This is a genomic window from Robiginitalea aurantiaca, from assembly GCF_030380815.1.
GTDB lineage: Bacteria > Bacteroidota > Bacteroidia > Flavobacteriales > Flavobacteriaceae > Robiginitalea > Robiginitalea aurantiaca.
On sequence record NZ_JAUDUY010000001.1, the window covers coordinates 692,380 to 711,645 of the forward strand.

A 19,266-nucleotide genomic window follows, 5' to 3' on the forward strand; every position below is an offset into this window, starting at 1 on the left:
ATCACCAATTGGGCTGTTCTGGTAAACTGACTAAACGAAACAAACTAAATCTTTTTTATGGGCGGATTAGGAACACTGGACCTGGTAGTCATAGTTGTCTACCTGGTGGGCATCATTATCTATGGTATTTCAAAATCCAAAAGAAGCAGTTCTGAGGACTATTTTCTAGGGGGTAGGACAATGACCTGGCCCATTGTGGGTATTGCCCTCTTTTCCGCCAACATATCCAGTTCAACCCTTGTAGGCCTGGCTTCCGATGGTTTTCAGACCAATATAAACGTCTATAACTACGAATGGTACGCCGTTGTTATTCTAATCTTCTTTTCCATTTTTTTCCTGCCCTTTTATTTGAAATCGGGGGTATATACCATGCCTGAATTTTTGCAACGGCGTTACGACAAACGCTCCAGGTATTACTTCTCGCTGATTACGATAATTGGCAATGTAATGGTGGATACCGCTGCCGGCCTATATGTGGGAAGCATTGTCCTTAAGTTGCTCTTCCCGGAAACAAGCTCAACGGTGATCATCATTATCCTGGCCGTGGCCGCAGCGGCGTACACAATCCCCGGAGGACTGAATTCGGTTATTCAAACCGAAGTGATACAAGCCATTTTACTCATTATAGGTTCTTGTCTGCTGACGTATTTTGCTTTTGAGGAACTCGGGGGAGGGTGGCAAACCATGATGGACCGCCTGGATGTGATGCTTGCTTCAGGAGAGGTTAATTTCGGTGACAGGGCAGCTGAAGGGAAGTACATTCCCCAGAACTCCGGTGAGGTCTTCAGTTTGGTGCGTCCTAACAATGATGAGTTCATGCCCTGGTGGGGACTGATTTCAGGTGTTGCGCTCCTCGGCTTTTACTTCTGGGCAAATAACCAGTTTATGGTCCAGCGTGTATTAGGTGCCAAAGATCTGAATCACGGCAGGTGGGGGGCTCTTTTTGCCGGCTTCCTCAAACTCCCTGTTATCTTTATTATGGTGGTACCGGGCTTATTGGCCCTGTTGCTTTTCAATAATCTGGACATTTCCAACCTTAACTATCCGCTGGCAACCGGCGGAATGTGCGAAAACCTTTCCGACTGTCCAAATCTGACCTATCCGGTATTGCTCTTCCAGCTTCTGCCCACGGGAATCCTGGGATTAGTTGTGGCTGGTTTGCTCGCCGCGATGATGTCTTCTGTTTCCGCAACGTTTAACTCGGCTTCCACATTAATTACTATGGACTTTATCAGGGAATTCAAACCCCATCTGACCAGTAAACAATTGGTCAGGGCCGGACAGATTTCCACCCTTGTATTAGTGGTCCTTGCCTCCGCATGGGTGCCCTTTATCGAAAAGGTAAGTGATTCCCTTTGGGGGTACCTTCAACTTGTTATAGCCTTTACGAGCCCCCCGGTTGTTTCCGCATTTATCCTGGGCCTGTTCTGGAAGCGCGCGAATGCAAGTGGCGCCTTTGTAAGCCTCATAGTAGGAGGGATTTTCGCCTTGTTAATGATTTTATCCGCGTCTTTTGATCTATGGCCGTATCTCAATGATTTCCATTTCCTGGCGAAGGCAAATATTTTGTTTGTGATCAGTGTGCTGATCCATGTTGTAGTTAGTTTATCCACGGCCAGGCCCGATATTGAAAAGATAGCGGAATACACCTATAAAAAAGAGCTTTTTACATCTGAAACAGAGGAATTAAAAGCCCTTCCATGGTATCAGAACTACCGTTATCTCGCAGTGATTTTGCTGATCCTTACCGCTGCGATTGTCATATGGTTCTGGTAGTTTAAAGTTGGTAATACAAGGGGTAGGGGGTATGCCCCCGCCCCCGGAACTAATTTATATTTCGTTACTGCATATTCCTTTCAGAATGTCATAACCCTGAAAGAAGGAATTGCTTGAATCCCAGACCTTCTTTAAGGTGGCAATCGATGTAATTAGGCTTTTATCATTATAAAGAACTACCCCTATTCCAACTTCAGCCTTATGGAAAAGGAACATCTGAATCCTGTGCGGATTTTCGCCATTTGCCTTATGTGGATATTTTTTTTATCCACACCTACGCTTTTTGCTCAGGTTGAAAGCGCATGGCCGACCGGGAAAGTAATTGACACAGTACATCTGAAGGATTCTTCAGGAGATAGTTACTCCCTATACCTTCCCGAGAACTACCAGCCCTCTGTCCCTACTCCGGTACTTTTTGTTTTTGACCCGGCTGCCAGGGGATCCCTGGGTGTGGACACTTTTCGTGAAGCGGCGGGTTCCCGGGGTTGGATTGTTGTTTGTTCCAATGTGAGCCGAAATGGTCCCTATGAGAAGAATTTTGAACAGGCCGGCAGCCTTTTTTCAGATGTGTTGACCCGGTTCTCCATAGATCCCGAAATGATTTTTGTAGCTGGTTTTAGTGGTGGGGCCCGATTGGCAACAACGCTCGCCGTTTTAAGTGGGCAGATTCGCGGAGTGATAGCATGTGGAGCGGCATTCTCCCCTAATGCAGGACAGATGCCGTTACCCGGAGTATCTTTTGCATTTACCGGAATTGTAGGTACAAAGGATATGAATTACCAGGAGATTTGGAAGGCGGGTGACTGGCTGGATCGCATTCAGGTGCCACACAGGTTATTCTTTTATGATGGTGTACATAGCTGGCCTCCACGAGCTCATCTTCAGCGCGCCATTGATTGGATGATTATGGAGGCACAGGATGTAGGTAATCTGGACACATCGTTGGTTTTGAATGCTTACGAAACAGACAAAAATATTGCCGATACGCTGTATGCTTCGGGAAGGTTTTATGAAAGTCGCTGGGAGTACCGCCAACTTAAGCAGCAATACCCTTCCCTCACGGATGCGGACGATACCTCCGAAAGACTCAGCCAAATCGAAAAAAGCAAGGATTTCAAAAAAGAGGAGAAGGCCTTTGAGGAGGTCAGGGAGACTGAAGATCGTTTGCGAAAGCAGTATTCAGAACGCTTTCGTTCAGAGCTTGATAAAAATCCGCTCTCGGTCAATATTAAATGGTGGTCACAGCAAATGCAGGTCCTTGAAAAAAAATATGGTGAATCCGAGATTGTGGCTGAAAATAATATGTATGCACGGATAGTAAATCAACTTTTTGCAATGCCCATTGAAGCCTCAGAGGGCTTTCGCAGAAATGAGGAGGTTGAACGTTCGTTGTATTGCAACGAGTTATTGACCGTTCTATTTCCGGACAATGGGCGTTTTAAGATTCGGATGGCTGAGGATTTGGCGCGACTCAACAGGCCCGATAAAATGATAGACATTCTTGAGGATTTACGGGCATCCGGGTATTCCAATACCTCCTATATTCGAAACAATCGTTTTTTTAAGCCTTACCTGGACCGTCCCGATTTTCCGTTTAAATAGCCGAAAATCACTGTCATTAGGGCAGTTTAAATATTGGTAGTGTTGTACATTTCGGGAATCCCCCACCCACCCAATGTAAATTTAGGTCTATAGACTGCATACCAAAATCAGTCGGTTCCATTGACCACAACCCGCCAGCCTAATCGGGAATCAGGGCTGCTTTTACTGCACTGTTTATATGTTTTCTATCAGGAAGTGGCCCTGGGATATTGTCAAAGGGATAATCCCCTTATTTTTGTAATTCAAACCCATCTGATGAGCAAAGAAACAAAAAGGCGACAGGCCCTTATTTATCACGCCAAACCCCAACCCGGTAAAATAAAGGTTGTCCCAACTAAACCTTACAGTACGCAACGGGATCTGGCGCTCGCCTATTCTCCCGGAGTGGCGGAGCCCTGCAAGGAAATACACAAGGATAAAGACCAGGTCTACAAATACACGGCAAAGGGAAATATTGTCGCAGTAATCTCCAATGGCACGGCCGTTTTGGGCCTTGGAGATATTGGTCCCGAAGCTTCCAAACCAGTTATGGAAGGTAAATGTTTGCTGTTCAAGATTTTCGCGGATATCGATGGGATCGATATCGAGCTGGATACAAAGGACGTGGATACTTTTGTCGAAACCGTCAAGACGATGGCTCCGACATTTGGCGGGATCAACCTCGAGGACATAAAAGCCCCCGAGGCTTTTGAAATAGAAAGGCGCCTTAAGGAGGAACTGGACATCCCCGTAATGCACGACGATCAACATGGTACAGCCATTATTTCTGCTGCGGCCCTCTTGAATGCCCTCGAACTCGCCGGAAAGGAAATTGACAAGGTGCGGATTGTCATCAGCGGTGCGGGTGCTGCAGCCGTTTCCTGCACCCGACTCTACAAGGCATTCGGTGCAAAGGGAGAGAATATCCTCATGCTGGATAGTAAAGGGGTTATTCGAAAGGATCGGGAAAACCTGACACCTGAGAAACAGGAATTCGCAACAGAGATGGAATTAGACACCCTGGATGAAGCCCTTGTGGGAGCAGATGTATTTATTGGACTCTCGGTCGCGGATATAATGACGGCTGAAATGCTGGAGTCCATGGCTGATAACCCCATTGTCTTTGCAATGGCGAATCCCGACCCTGAAATCAGTTACGACCTCGCTATAAAGACCCGGAAGGATATCATTATGGCTACGGGACGTTCCGATCATCCCAATCAGGTAAACAATGTCCTGGGTTTTCCATTTATTTTCAGGGGTGCGCTGGATGTGCGGGCGACAAAGATCAACGAGGAGATGAAAATGGCTGCTGTAAAAGCCCTGGCGAATCTGGCGAAACAACCCGTACCCGAACAGGTGAATATCGTTTATGGGGAAACCAGACTGGCGTTTAGCCGTGACTACATCATTCCAAAACCCTTTGATCCCAGATTGATTTCTGAAATACCTCCCGCTGTTGCCAGGGCAGCTATGGAAAGTGGTGTAGCTAAGGAACCGATTACGGACTGGAATCGTTACGAAGCCGAATTGTTAGTTCGCTCCGGGGATGAAAAGAAGGTGATGCGCATGCTTATGAATAGGGCTAAGGGCAATCCAAAACGCATCGTTTTTGCTGAGGCGGACCAGTTAGACGTCCTTAAAACCGCACAAATCGCATATGAAGAGGGAATAGCTCATCCCATCCTGCTCGGAAATCGGACGCTTATTGAAAATCTGATGACGGAACTGGAGTTTGATGCAGACATTCCCATTATCGATAATTTCGGAATAGAATCGCTTGAAAAGCGCGAACATTATGCAGAGCGGTATTGGATTGGTCGCAAACGAAGAGGTACCACCCTGTACGGGGCAAATTTAAAAATGCGGCATAGGAATTACTTCGGGGCCATGATGGTATTGGAAGGGGATGCAGACGGGATGATTTCAGGATATACCCGAGCCTATTCGACAGTGGTCAAGCCGATTTTTGAAGTAATCGGACGGGCGGCAGAAGTTGCGCGGGCGGCAACGGTCCACATCATGATTACGCCAAAGGGACCCTATTTTTTAGCGGACACCTCCATAATTATCGATCCGACTGCTGAGGAACTTGCAGCTATTGCCCGTATGACTGCAAACCTGGCGGTAGCTTTTGGATTTGAGCCTGTCCTGGCCCTGTTATCCTACACCAATTTCGGCTCCTCAGATCACCCGAATGCCCGGAAAGTAAGAAGGGCGGTAGAACTGCTCCACGAACAGGATCCCGTATTGCAGGTTGATGGAGAGATTCAGGCAGATTACGCGCTGAATCGCGAAATGAATCAGAATCAATTCCCATTTTCAAAATTGGTCGACCGGAAAGTCAATACGTTAATTTTCCCAAACCTGGAGTCGGCTAACATTACCTATAAACTGTTGAAGGAACTCTATGGGGCAGAGGCTATAGGGCCCATCATGCTGGGGCTTCGCAGGGCCGTACACGTGATTCCAATGGGTGCATCCGTAGAGGAAATGGTCAATATGACCGCCGTAGCCGTAATCGATGCACAGGAGCGTGAAAAGCGGAAACAGGCACATCTTAAGAATTCATGAACTGCTTTGTAAACTAAGAATAACTCAACCCAAACAACCATGATTCATCACCTTACCGGAAAATTAATTGAAAAGCAACCTACTCATGTTGTCGTTGAATGTGCCGGGGTAGGCTACTTTTTAAATATTTCACTCAATACCTTTTCCGCAATTCCCGACCAGGAGAATCTCAGGATCCTGACCTATCTGCAGGTTCGGGAAGATGCACATATTCTCTTTGGTTTTTACAGTGAGGCGGAACGCGAAATATTCAAATTACTCATCTCGGTTTCCGGCGTTGGCACCTCCACTGCACGTACCATGCTTTCCTCGATGACTCCTGCTCAAATTCGCGACGCAATCGTAAGCGAAAATGTACCTGCAATACAGGCGGTAAAAGGCATCGGTGCCAAAACAGCTCAACGTCTGATTCTGGACTTGAGAGACAAGGTTCTCAAAGTTTACGATCTGGACGAAGTTTCCCCTGAATCAGGCAATACAAATAAGGATGAAGCGTTATCTGCATTAGAGGTTCTTGGTTTCGCCCGTAAGGCGGCGGAAAAGACCGTAGATACAGTTTTACGCCAAGATCCTGCACTAAGCGTAGAGGGTATTATCAAGAGTGCGCTTAAAAATTTGTAAAACGTTTGAAAACAGGGGCATCTAAATTTTTCAGATCCTTTTGCAAACCGTTATTCTTCCTGACTTTTCTGTTGGTGACCTCCCTTGGGATGGTTCGTGGACAGGAAGTCGCACCAACTGAGGCAGATTCTGTTAAAACCGGAGTTGACCTGGGTAGGATGCGTATGGAGAATCCGGAAAGCATCGTCTCCAAATATACCTATGATCCAAAACTGGACAGGTATATCTACACGGAATCCGTGGGGGAGTATGATATTTCCTACCCAATAATCCTCACCCCCGAACAGTATCTGGAAATGGTCCGTCAATCGGATATGAAATCCTACTTCAAACAGAAGATGGATGCATTTACGGGTAAAAAAGAAGGTAGTGAAGAGGCCCGTAAGAACCTCCTTCCAAATTTCTATGTCAACAGCAGCTTTTTTGAAACCATTTTCGGTGGAAATTCGATAGAAGTGATACCCCAGGGTTCTGTTGCCATGGATCTGGGCATCATATGGCAAAAAAATGACAACCCGGCCCTTTCGCCACGAAACAGAACCAACCTCGCCTTTGATTTCGACCAGAGGATCAGTCTGAGTATGCTGGGTAAAATCGGGGAACGACTTCAGGTGTCTGCCCAGTACGACACGGAAGCTACCTTTGATTTTCAGAATCTGATCAAATTGGATTATACGCCTACGGAAGATGACATCATCCAAAAGATCGAAGTGGGTAATGTGAATATGCCACTGAACAGTTCCCTGGTAACCGGGGCTCAAAGTCTGTTCGGTGTAAAAACACAACTACAATTTGGAAGAACCACGGTAACTGCGGTGTTCTCCGAACAACGCTCTCAAAACAACACAGTGGTCGCTCAGGGTGGTGGTACCCTGAATGAGTACGAACTAACTGCCCTTGATTACGATGAAGACCGGCACTTTTTCCTGGCCCAGTATTTCAGGGATCGATACGATGTGGCCCTCGAAGACTATCCATTTATCCGGAGCCAGGTACAGATTACCCGACTTGAAGTCTGGGTAACCAACCGGAGCCAGCAAACTCAGAATGTGCGAAATCTGGTCGCCATTCAGGATTTAGGGGAAACCGCTCCTGAGATTACCCGGATTGGGCGTCTGGGAGGTGATCCCCCCGGGTTTTTTGATATTAGTGGTACAAATCCTGACCTGCCGCGAAATCCCGCCAATGCATATGACCCCGGTCAGATCGATAATGGGGGCGTACTAACAGGTGATGTCCGCGATATTGCCACGGTTAAAAATGCATTTCAGATCCCTGGCGGCTATACCGCCAACGAGGGTTTTGACTATGCCATTCTCGAAAATGCGCGCAAGCTGGAACCTATAAGGGATTATTCCTTCGATACCCAATTGGGGTATATTTCCCTGAACCAAAGACTGAGTAATGACGAGGTCCTCGGGGTGGCTTTTCAATACACTTTTAACGGCGAGGTGTTTCAGGTAGGAGAATTCGCAAACGGGTCAATAGACGCAACAACGGTTGATCCGGGAGCAGGGGCCGTACAGGTAAACAACAACACCCTGGTGGTAAAACTGTTAAAAAGTAATATCACCAATGTCTCCGATCCTATCTGGGATTTGATGATGAAAAATATTTACGCCACAGGGGCATTTCAACTCGCCCAGGAGGATTTCAGAATGAATATTCTCTACAATGACCCAACGCCCCGGAATTACATTACCCCTGTTGATCCGGATGATGGGTGGCCTACTACTCCGAAACCCCTCGAAGAGCGAATACTTCTGGATGTTTTTAACCTGGATCGCCTCAACGTTTATAACGATGTTCAGCCTGGCGGGGATGGTTTCTTTGATTTTGTCCCGGGGATCACGGTAAACACCCAGAATGGTCTTATCATTTTCACGAAGGTGGAGCCCTTTGGGGAATACCTGTTCGAACTCCTGGGGGGAGGCGTTTACGATGTCCCGGATGATCAGGGGTACAATCCAAACCAACAGAAGTACGTATTTCGGAACATGTACATCCAGACCAAGGCTGCCTCCCTTGAAGATGCTGAAAAGAACAGGTTCCGGCTCAAAGGGCAGTATAAATCCCAAAGCGGAGGAGGCATACCCATTGGGGCTTTTAACGTGCCTCAGGGTTCTGTGCGTGTAACGGCGGGTGGCCGGCAGTTGCAGGAAGGGATCGACTACACGGTCAACTATCAGGCAGGAACTGTACAGATCCTGGATCCAAGTCTGCAGGCCTCAAATGTCCCCATCAATATTTCAGTAGAAAACAATGCGGTCTTCGGACAGCAGACCCGAAGGTTTACAGGGATAAATCTGGAACACCAGTTCAATGAGAATTTTGTTCTGGGAGGAACACTCCTGAACCTCAACGAACGCCCACTGACACAAAAGGCCAATTACGGCGTGGAGCCTGTCAATAATTCTGTTTTCGACTTTTATGGAAACTATTCCACAGAGGTGCCATTTCTGACACGTCTGGCCAATATGCTTCCCAATGTGGATACAGACGTCCCCTCCAATGTTTCCGTAAGGGGAGAAGTAGCCTTTTTACAACCCAATTCTCCAAAAAATGCAGATTTCCAGGGAGAGACAACTACCTATCTCGATGATTTTGAAGGGGCCCAGGCCCTGATTGACATACGGGGCTTTCTCGGGTGGTCCCTGGCCAGTACCCCCCTGGAGTTTCTCGATGGGGGAGAGCAGGATCTCGAAGCCGGCTTTGAACGAGCCAAGCTTGCCTGGTATACCATAGACCCCATATTTTACACAAATCAGCGTCCTTCGGGCATTACCGATAACGACCTCAGCACCAACCTAACGCGAAGGATATTCGTGGATGAAGTGTTCCCACAGGTAGATATTGCACAGGGGCAAACAACGGTACAGAATACCCTTGATATGGCTTTTTATCCGGATCTCAAAGGGCCGTACAATGCCAATCCGAATTTTGAAGGCGAGGCTCCCGGGGAAAAATGGGGGGGTATCATGCGCTCCCTGAGCAGTACGAATTTTGAGCAATCCAATGTGGAATTTGTTCAGTTCTGGGTGCTCGATCCTTTTGTGGACGGGGCGGCTACGGGGCCTGGAGAACTCGTAATCAATCTGGGGAACATTACGGAGGACATCTTGCCCGATGGGCGAAAACAATATGAAAATGGTCTGCCAGGCGTAGATTCCAATGACCTGGTGACCCCAACGGCTTGGGGTCAGGTTCCTTCAACTCAGGCCCTGGTGTACGCTTTCGATGCCCTGGAACCCAACCGGGTACTCCAGGATATTGGTTTAGACGGCCTGGATGATTTGTCCGAAGCGGGTATCGGGTATAATGGTCCGCCAGAGGATCCGGCCCTGGATAATTATGTGTATTATCTCAATCGGGATGGAAGCGTCCTGGAGCGCTACCTCGACTTCAACAATACGCAGGGGAATTCTCCTGTGGCGGTAACCGATACAGACCGGGGAAATACCACACTTCCCGATGTCGAGGACATAGACCGGGATTTGACGATGAACACGGTAAACAGTTATTACGAATACCGCATACCGATTCGTCCGGGTATTTCGGTGGAGGATCGCTATGTAACGGACATTCGCGAAGGCCTCACCACCAATTTGCCCAACGGGACACAGCTGAATTATCGCTGGATCCAATATAAGATACCGCTGAGCGACTTCTCGGATGCCGTAGGCGGTATTACGGATTTTCGGTCTATCAGTTTTATGCGAATGTACCTCACCGGTTTTCAGGACCCCCTGGTATTGCGGTTTGCTACTCTTGATCTGGTTCGCGGCGATTGGAGGACCTATACCCGTAGCCTGCAGACCAATGTTGATCCCCCTGAGGATGATGTTACCACCCTGGATGTGAATACCGTGAATGTCGAGGAGAATAATGCGCGTATTCCAATACCCTATGTGTTGCCCCCCGGAGTTTTTCGGGAGCAGTTGAACAACAACAACACGATCGTCCGACAGAACGAACAATCGCTTTCTCTTGTGGTCGAAGATCTGGAATCTCAGGATTCAAGGGGAGTCTTTAAAAATGTAAATATCGACCTGAGACAGTACAAACGTATTAAGATGTTCCATCATGCAGAGAAGTTGAACGAATCTGACCCGTATGAGGATAACGAATCTGCGGTAGCCTTCCTGAGGATTGGAACCGATTTTACGGAGAATTTCTATCAACTGGAAGTGCCCCTGTCCTTTACGGATTTCTCCGCAAGATCTTCGGAAGAAATCTGGCCAGCCATAAACGAACTCGACGTGGCCCTGGATGACATGAACAAGGTTAAGTCCAAAGGGGTATCTGATCAATCCCTCGGAGATATCACGTTTTACGAAATACGGGATGGAGAAGCTGTTATAGTCGATGAATTTGCCCCCCGTGAACCGGGTAGGGTTCGAATTGGGATTCGTGGGAATCCATCTTTGGGTAGCATCAGAAGTGTCATGGTAGGTATTAAAAACATCGATGTTATTCCGCTTAGAACTGAAGTTTGGTTTAACGAGTTAAGACTCGCGGGGCTCGACAATGATGGAGGGTGGGCAGCTGTAGCTTCCCTGGATGCGAACATGGCAGATTTTGCAAATGTATCGGCCACAGGAAGTACTTCTACCTCCGGATTCGGAGCTATCGATCAGCGCCCCAATGAACGATTAAGGGAAGATGCCGTTGCCTACGGAGTGGTAACCAATGTGGAAATCGGCAAGCTCTTCCCAGGACAATGGGGCCTGCAAATCCCTTTCAACTACGGTATTTCAGAAGAACTGATCACTCCTGAATTCGACCCTGTTTACGACGACCTGAAACTTGAAGACCGGATTGATGCCGCAGACACGGCTGAAGAGGCCGAGGCGATTCGGGAGCAGGCAGAGGACTACACCAAGAGGACGAGCGTCAACTTTATAGGGGTTCGAAAAAACCGTTCTGATGAGGCTGAGGCCAACTTCTTCGATATCGAAAATTTCACCTTTAACTACAGCTATAATGAGACGAATCACCGGGATTTTCAAGTAGCTGAACTCAAGGACCAGAGCGTTCGTGCCGGCATGTTGTACAACCATAATTTTAAACCGGCCACGGTAGAACCTTTTGCCAAAAACGACTCTATCCTCAACGGTAGTTACTGGCAATGGCTGAAGGATTTTAATCTGAATCTGCTTCCGACCAGTGTTTCTGTGCAGTCCGATGTCAACCGGCAATTCAATCAGCAACGGTTCAGGGACGTTTTGGAGCCTGGAGTCGAAAGCCTGGAATTACCGCTCTTACAGCAGCGGAATTATCTTTTTAACTGGCAATACACCCTGAATTACGCAATCTCCAAGTCCTTGAGGGTCAATCTTACGGCTGCGAACAACAATATTATCCGGAATTACTATGCAGAGCCTGGGAATCCCTTTTCGGAAATCGATCAGGAATTGAATGTATGGAATGGGTTTTTCGATACAGGGGAGGCCAATCGGCACGCCCAGCAAATGCAATTGAATTACGAAATCCCGTTCAGTAAAATTCCCATTCTGGACTTCATCAATTCACAATATACCTACACGAGTAATTTTGAATGGCAGCGAGGCGGAGATGCCCTTAACCTCGCGGTCGCAAAGGAGCAGAACCCCGGTATTCCGGAGGAAGAGCTCATCCTGCCTTCCATAAATTCCGTTCAAAATGCAAATACCCATAACATCACGGCAACCCTGACCATGCAGCGGCTTTACGACCGGATCGGACTTAAAAAGCGATCGGGAAAGGCGACCGCCCAGATTGCGGCCCCCAGGGGAAGGCCGGGGGATGGAAACGAAGGGGAAGCTCCAAAGACACCGAAGAAAACGTCGAAGCTGGCCAATGTGGGAATCGATATTCTTACAATGGTCAAACGTTTGAATATAAACTACCTGGAAAACAACGGATCCGTCCTGCCCGGGTATACCCAATCCGTTGGATTTATCGGTACGACCAAACCTACGATAGGCTTTGTATTTGGAAGCCAGGCAGACGTTCGGTTTGAAGCAGCCCGCAAAGGCTGGCTTACGGATTTCCAGGAATTCAATCAGCAATTCATCCGCAGAACGAACAAGCAACTCAATATAACCGCCACGGCCCTTCCGGTGCCCGAACTCACCATTGACCTCCTTGCCGAACGGCAGTTTGCAAGTACCCGTCGGGAGAACTTCCGTATTGAGGATGGGGAGTATATTGAACTTACCCCAAACACCCTGGGAACCTTCAGTATCTCTACAATTATGATCGGAACTGCTTTTTCAAGTAGCGATGAATTTGACTCCGCCACCTTTGAGACATTCAAGGAGAACAGGCTTACCGTTGCCGAGCGACTTCAGGAGCAAAGTAACCTTCCGGATTCCGGAAGAGATGAGGAGGGATATCCAAATTTGTTTGGCAAAACGAGCCAGGATGTCCTTTTGCCCTCCTTTTTTGCGGCCTATACCGGAGCGGACGCCGAAAGTGTGAATCTTGGGATTTTCCGGAACGTTCCGCTGCCAAACTGGAACATTAAGTACACCGGACTGATGAAAAATAAGTGGTTCCGGAAGAAATTTAAACGTTTTTCCCTGAGTCATGGATATCGGGCAGCCTACAGTGTAAATTCCTTCCAGACCAACCTGGAACGCGACCGTTTGATCGGAATCGGCGAGGAGCCCATCAACCCGGAAACCGGGGATCTTCTGCCTGAAAACATTATTAATAATGTAGTACTGAACGATGCGTTTAACCCCTTGATCCGGGTGGACTTCGAGATGCAGAATAGTTTAAGTGTATTGGCCGAAGTACGAACGGACCGCGCACTCGCCCTGTCCTTTGATAATAATTTGCTCACCGAAATCAATGGAGAAGAATACACTATAGGACTCGGATATCGTATTCAGGACGTGAATTTTGTCACCCGCATCGGGGGAGAAAGGACACGGCTTAAAGGAGATATAAATTTTAAAGCCGATTTGAGTCTGAGGGATAACATTACCATCATCCGGAATCTGGATCTGAATAACAACCAGGTGACCTCAGGCCAAAACCTGCTTTCCATCAAGTTTACTATAGATTACGCCCTAACCAAGAACCTGAATGCGCTGTTCTTCTACGACCACAACTTCTCCAAGTTTGCCGTATCCACAGCCTTCCCGCAGACCACCATCAATACAGGATTTACCCTCAGGTACAATTTCGGAAACTAGAGATTTTCTTCTTACGGAATGCATCCCTCACGGATGCTCTACTTTAGGGTCTGTCACCTTTTTTAAGGAGAAAGTTGGCACGTATAGGATGAAAAACTACATTTGTCTGTCTAGCTAAATTTAGTTTATAATGAATGTACCTGCCGAACTTAAGTATACCAAAGACCACGAATGGATTCAGGTTGACGGCGACGTCGCTACCGTAGGAATCACCGATTTTGCTCAGGGTGAACTCGGGGATATCGTTTATGTTGAAGTAGAAACCGTAGATGAGACCCTGGACAAAGAAGAAGTCTTTGGTACGGTCGAAGCGGTTAAGACGGTATCAGATTTATTCCTGCCCGTCAGTGGAGAGATCATAGCGTTTAACGAGGACCTGGAGGAAGAGCCGGAGAAAGTTAATGAAGACCCATATGGTGCGGGGTGGATGGTTCGGATCAGAATGTCCGATCCTTCAGAATTGGAAGATCTTCTCGATGCAGCGGCATATAAAGAAATAATCGGTGGCTGAAAAAGCCCGGTACAGCATGCTCTTTCTCTTTTGGATGATCATGCTCACAGTCCTTTGTCTACTCCCATCAGATAATCTCAGCGTAAAAACACCCCCGATACCCTATTTGGATAAATGGGTGCATTTTACATTTTATGCGGTAGCCATGACCCTTGGAGCCCTTTTTATGAGAGAGCGGATGCAGTTTCGATTGCGAAGGGGTAAGGCCCTCCTTTTTATGGGCGCCGGACTGATTATTTATGGTATGATTATTGAAGTGCTTCAAGGGATAAGCGAACAGGGCCGAAGCGCGGAATGGTGGGACATCGGTGCTAACATTCTCGGAATCGCATTTGGTGCAGGCCTCTCACTCCTTCTTTTCAGGAACGTGAGCGTATTTTATTGGGAGGATTAATTGCTTATTTGATAAAAATATAGTTAAATTAGCGAACATTAAATCAAGGAGACTCATGGAACAGAAAAAGAATCCAAAAGCCGATCTTAACCGAAATAGCAGTCTGTATTTCGTGTTGGGACTTTTGGTTGTACTATTGTTGGTCTGGGGCGCTTTTGAGTGGAAAACCTATGATGAGCAGAATGATTACGACATTTCGCTCAATGTGGAAGACATGCTCGATGAAGAGGTTCCAATGACCGAACAAATCAAAACGCCACCACCTCCACCACCACCTGCAGCACCTGAGGTAATCGAGGTAGTAGAAGATGAGGAAGAGGTTGAAGAAACTGTGATAGAATCCACTGAGACCAGTCAGGAGGAAGAAATTATCGAAGTTGATGATATTGAAGTTGAAGAAGTAGAAGAGGATGTAGAAGTACCTTTTGCAGTAATTGAGGATGTGCCTGTTTTTCCCGGGTGTGAAAGCGCCGGAGACAAAAAGGCTTGTTTTAACGAAATGATGCAAAAGCATATCCGCAAGAATTTCCGGTATCCTGAAATTGCACAGGAAATGGGTGTTCAGGGACGTGTGGCTGTAATGTTTACCATTCAGAAAGACGGCTCCATCGGAAACATTCGTTTAAGAGGACCAGATAAAAACTTAGAAGCAGAGGCGCGCCGCATTATAGAAAAATTGCCTAAGATGACCCCTGGGCGTCAGCGCGGAAGGGCAGTACGTGTACCTTTCAGTATTCCGATTACTTTTAAATTACAGTAATCCAAAAGAAGGCTTAGATAAACCCCGGTAATCCGGGGTTTTTTTTTGGCCTTTCTCCATTCCCCAAACAGGGTTTTTGTTTGGCCCTGGCACTAAGTCGAGACATCGGGGCTTATTCCTGTCTTTCGTTGGAAAGAAGTTCGTTGGTCCGTATCTTTGCGGGCCATAATTGGAGTGAATGAAACCTGTCGCCGGCGCAATACAGCCCAATCAAATTCAAGTCGCCTTTTCTGATTTCAAAGAGATCACCAAAGCCAGACTTGCGGTAAGTGTGGTGTTTTCGGCAGTGGCGGGCTACTTCCTCGGGGCGGATGAAATCCGGTTCCTTCCCTTGCTTCTTCTGGCAGTTGGGGGGTATTGCATGGTTGGAGCATCTAATGCCTATAACCAGGTCATAGAACGCAATTTGGATGCCCTGATGCACCGGACTAAAAACAGGCCCATCCCCTCAGGCCGGATGTCAGTAGCTCAGGCTATGACTATAGCCATTGTGATGACAGTGGCGGGTATCGTCCTGCTTTACCTCCTCAATCCCAAAACGGCCCTTTTCGGGACACTTTCTATTTTTCTCTATACCTGTGTGTACACCCCCTTGAAAACGATCACCCCCTTATCTGTATTTGCAGGTGCCTTCCCGGGGGCAATTCCTTTTATGCTTGGGTGGGTGGCGGCAACAAACGATTTTGGAATTGAACCCGGGACCTTGTTTATGATACAGTTTTTCTGGCAATTCCCCCATTTCTGGGCGCTTGGCTGGATGCTGGATGATGACTACAGGCGGGGCGGGTTTAAAATGTTGCCTACCGGAAAGAAAGATACAGGGACAGCCCTGCAGATTATAATGTATACGCTTTGGATGATGATCATCTCGATAGTTCCCGTATTCGGGATAACCGGGAGGCTGCATCTTTCGGTTCCCGCAGCTGTACTGATTTTTTTGGCGGGGCTGGTCATGTTGTGGTTTGCGCTAAGGCTCTACGAATTGCGTGACCGCGCTTCTGCGCGCAAGCTTATGCTTAGCAGTGTCACCTACATTACGCTTATTCAAATAATATACGTTGTCGACAAATTTTTATCATGAGTGAAAACCTGACAGAAGGAACTTTGGAGGAGAAAACGGGGCGGGCAAAAAGGATGATGCTCTGGTTTGGCATCGTTAGCCTTATCATGAGTTTTGCGGGCTGGACAAGCGCGTATATCGTTAGTAGTGCCCGGGATGACTGGATGACGGATTACACCTTACCAGGACCTTTCTGGGTAAGTACGGTGCTAATCCTGTTGAGCAGCCTTACCTATTGGTTGGGGAAGCGGGAGGTCTCAAGGAATCAACAGAAAAAAGGAACGATCTGGTTATTGATCACCCTATTGCTGGGTGTTTTATTTATCATATCCCAATTCTTTGGCTTTTCAGAAATGATCGGGATGGGGTATTATTTTACGGGACCGACGAGCAACATTACCCTGTCATACATTTTTCTGATTGCTGCTATTCATATTTTGCACGTAGTGGCCGGAATGATATCGCTCCTCGTGGTGCTGTTCAAACAAATCAGGGGTTTATACGGACCGGGCAACATGCTGGGAATGGAGTTGGGTATTACCTTCTGGCATTTCCTCGATGCCCTGTGGGTCTACCTCGTACTGTTTTTCTATTTTTTTCGTTAAAAGAATGGATGTCAATTTTGTCTGGCAATTCTGCTTTTCTAACGCCTAAAAAAATGTATTTTTGCTAAAATTCTCATAACTCGATCACAAAATATATGGATACTACGGTAACAACGGGTGCTGATGAGCCGGTATGGGGAGGTGGAAACCGCCCCCTGAATGCCAGTTATGGAAAATTGATGATGTGGTTTTTCATCGTTTCTGATGCCCTGACCTTTTCAGGATTCCTCGCAGCCTATGGATTTTCCCGGTTTAAGTTTATAGAAACATGGCCCATAGCCGATGAGGTATTTACCCACGTTCCCTTTTTCCATGGGAATTTCCCCATGTACTATGTGGCGTTTATGACTTTTGTTCTTATCATGTCCTCTGTTACTATGGTGCTGGCTGTTGATGCCGGACACCGGATGATGAAGAATAAGGTGATCATTTATATGTTCCTGACCATTATCGGGGGTGCGATCTTCGTCGGTTCACAGGCTTGGGAATGGGCTACTTTTATTCGGGGTGATTACGGAGCCGTAGAAACAAAAGGGGGCCGTATCCTGCAGTTTGTGAATGCGGAAACTGGTGAGCGTGCGGCAATAGCCGACTTCGCTGCGACGATTCCGGGCGAACGGACCCAACACGAAAGCGCGAAAGGACTGTGGTTTGCGGATGAATCTTCCTTGCCTACCTTCACTGTTAATGAAGTTGCTGAAGGTCTGCGGGCGAACCCAAATATCTTAATCCGCACGGAACAGATCACGGCTGAGGGAGAGAAAACCCTGTTGAGTCGTCCGGAAACACTGGATCGTATCAAAGATGCCAAGTATGTGGTAGAGGGGGCAAACCTTGTCCGTAACGAATACGGAAGTCGTCTTTTTGCCGATTTCTTTTTCTTTATTACAGGTTTCCACGGCTTTCACGTTTTTTCAGGAGTGGTGATCAATATCATTATCTTCTTTAATGTCATTCTGGGAACATACGAACGCCGGGGTCATTATGAAATGGTCGAAAAGGTAGGGCTCTATTGGCACTTTGTAGACCTTGTCTGGGTATTTGTATTTACTTTCTTTTATCTGGTTTAATTTTTTAAAGCGAGACGCATGGCGCACGAACATAAATTAGAAATTTTCAGGGGACTCGTAAAATTCCGCTCCAATACCAGTAAGATCTGGGGAGTACTGGTTTTCCTTTCCATAGTAACCGCTATTGAGGTCGCACTTGGGATCACCAAACCTGCAATTCTAACGGCTAATTCCTTTTTGGGTATGAAATTACTCAACTGGATATTCATCATTCTCACTTTGGTAAAGGCCTACTATATCGCATGGGATTTTATGCACCTCAGAGATGAGAAGAGTACACTTCAGCGCGCTGTCGTCTGGACGCCCATCTTTCTTGTCGCATACCTTATCTTTATCCTGCTTTTCGAAGCGGACTACATCTATACGGTCTTTAGGGACGGATTTGTGAAATGGGATTTCTAATCCGAATTAACACTCTATAAAGACGGTTTCACAACCGTCTTTTTTATTTTTGTACAGTGCTGAAGTCATGAAGAAAACGGTAGTCCTTATTGTGCTTTTTGTCCTTCCCCTGGTGGTCTACATGTTCTTTGCCTCAGGTGTGACTAATTTTGGGAGGCTTCCGGTGCTCACCGAAGAGGTTGGGGAACTGGATGGATTTCAGACAGAGGCCCGACTGGAAGGAAAAATCACAATTTTATGTTTTTCGGGATCTGAATCGGCTACACGGGAAGGCAATGCCTTCAATCTGAACCAAAAGATTTATAAGCCGTTTTATGAGTTCACCGATTTTCAGGTGGTCATGGTCGTACCTTTGGGTCAGGAGGAATTTGTCTCGAATCTGAAGAAGGAATTGGGCGCATTGGTAGATATTGGCAACTGGGAATTCGTATACGGGTCCCGGGAGGATATTCAGGAGCTTTTTGAGAGTCTGCAGACCGATTTGGAACTGGATGCCACCGGAGGTACCCCCTATGTTTTTATTATCGATAAAGATCGCAAACTAAGGGGCAGGAATGCAGACGACGATATTGGCACGAAATACGGTTTTAATACAAGCTCAGTGGCCGATCTTAATAACAAAATGAAGGATGATGTCAAAATCATCCTGGCGGAATACCGGCTTGCATTGAAGAAGAATTTGGCCGAAAGGCAGTAGGAGAACCAAATTCCCGCCTGGGCGAAAAAAA

At 47.1% G+C, this 19,266-nt stretch carries 13 protein-coding genes; all 13 read left to right on the forward strand.

Annotated elements, in window-relative coordinates; genetic code table 11:
• Positions 1–57 precede the first annotated feature (57 nt).
• The 13 genes from QU605_RS03035 to QU605_RS03095 all read left to right on the forward strand — a co-directional run bounded on the left by QU605_RS03035 (position 58) and on the right by QU605_RS03095 (position 19,235).
• A complete protein-coding gene (locus tag QU605_RS03035; protein WP_289723781.1) occupies positions 58–1,776 on the forward strand; it encodes a sodium:solute symporter in 1,719 nt (572 codons plus the stop codon).
• 201 nt (positions 1,777–1,977) lie between these two features.
• On the forward strand, positions 1,978–3,378 hold the full coding sequence (locus QU605_RS03040; RefSeq protein WP_289723782.1) for a hypothetical protein: 1,401 nt from the start codon (positions 1,978–1,980) through the stop codon (positions 3,376–3,378).
• Between the two features lie 255 nt (positions 3,379–3,633).
• Positions 3,634–5,931, forward strand: a complete 2,298-nt coding sequence (locus QU605_RS03045; RefSeq protein ID WP_289723783.1) for an NADP-dependent malic enzyme — start codon at positions 3,634–3,636, stop codon at positions 5,929–5,931.
• A 39-nt stretch (positions 5,932–5,970) separates the two neighbouring features.
• Positions 5,971–6,552 (forward strand): Holliday junction branch migration protein RuvA, encoded by a 582-nt coding sequence (ruvA, locus tag QU605_RS03050; protein WP_289723784.1) that lies wholly within the window; start codon positions 5,971–5,973, stop codon positions 6,550–6,552.
• A gap of 5 nt (positions 6,553–6,557) precedes the next feature.
• The gene (gene sov, locus QU605_RS03055) at positions 6,558–13,736 is read left to right on the forward strand and encodes a T9SS outer membrane translocon Sov/SprA (protein WP_289723785.1); all 7,179 of its coding nucleotides are present in this window, start codon (positions 6,558–6,560) and stop codon (positions 13,734–13,736) included.
• A gap of 130 nt (positions 13,737–13,866) precedes the next feature.
• Complete coding sequence (gene gcvH / locus QU605_RS03060; RefSeq protein ID WP_289723786.1) at positions 13,867–14,247, forward strand: glycine cleavage system protein GcvH; 381 nt, start codon at positions 13,867–13,869, stop codon at positions 14,245–14,247.
• Entirely contained in the window at positions 14,240–14,641 is a 402-nt protein-coding gene (locus tag QU605_RS03065; protein ID WP_289723787.1) for a VanZ family protein, read from the forward strand. Before gcvH ends, QU605_RS03065 begins: the two co-directional genes overlap by 8 nt.
• A 55-nt stretch (positions 14,642–14,696) precedes the next feature.
• A complete protein-coding gene (locus QU605_RS03070) occupies positions 14,697–15,401 on the forward strand; it encodes an energy transducer TonB (protein WP_289723788.1) in 705 nt (234 codons plus the stop codon).
• A 178-nt stretch (positions 15,402–15,579) separates the two neighbouring features.
• Entirely contained in the window at positions 15,580–16,482 is a 903-nt protein-coding gene (gene cyoE, locus QU605_RS03075) for a heme o synthase (RefSeq protein ID WP_289723789.1), read from the forward strand.
• On the forward strand, positions 16,479–17,066 hold the full coding sequence (locus QU605_RS03080) for a cytochrome c oxidase subunit 3 (protein WP_289723790.1): 588 nt from the start codon (positions 16,479–16,481) through the stop codon (positions 17,064–17,066). Before cyoE ends, QU605_RS03080 begins: the two co-directional genes overlap by 4 nt.
• A 95-nt stretch (positions 17,067–17,161) precedes the next feature.
• Positions 17,162–18,136 carry a cytochrome c oxidase subunit 3 gene (locus QU605_RS03085; protein WP_289723791.1) on the forward strand — a complete coding sequence of 325 codons (975 nt, stop codon included), beginning with the start codon at positions 17,162–17,164 and terminating at the stop codon, positions 18,134–18,136.
• 18 nt (positions 18,137–18,154) lie between these two features.
• Positions 18,155–18,538 carry a cytochrome C oxidase subunit IV family protein gene (locus QU605_RS03090; protein WP_289723792.1) on the forward strand — a complete coding sequence of 128 codons (384 nt, stop codon included), beginning with the start codon at positions 18,155–18,157 and terminating at the stop codon, positions 18,536–18,538.
• Positions 18,539–18,605: 67 nt separating this feature from the next.
• Positions 18,606–19,235: a hypothetical protein gene (locus QU605_RS03095; RefSeq protein ID WP_289723793.1), complete on the forward strand. Its 630-nt coding sequence runs from the start codon at positions 18,606–18,608 to the stop codon at positions 19,233–19,235.
• The last annotated feature ends 31 nt before the right edge of the window (positions 19,236–19,266 follow it).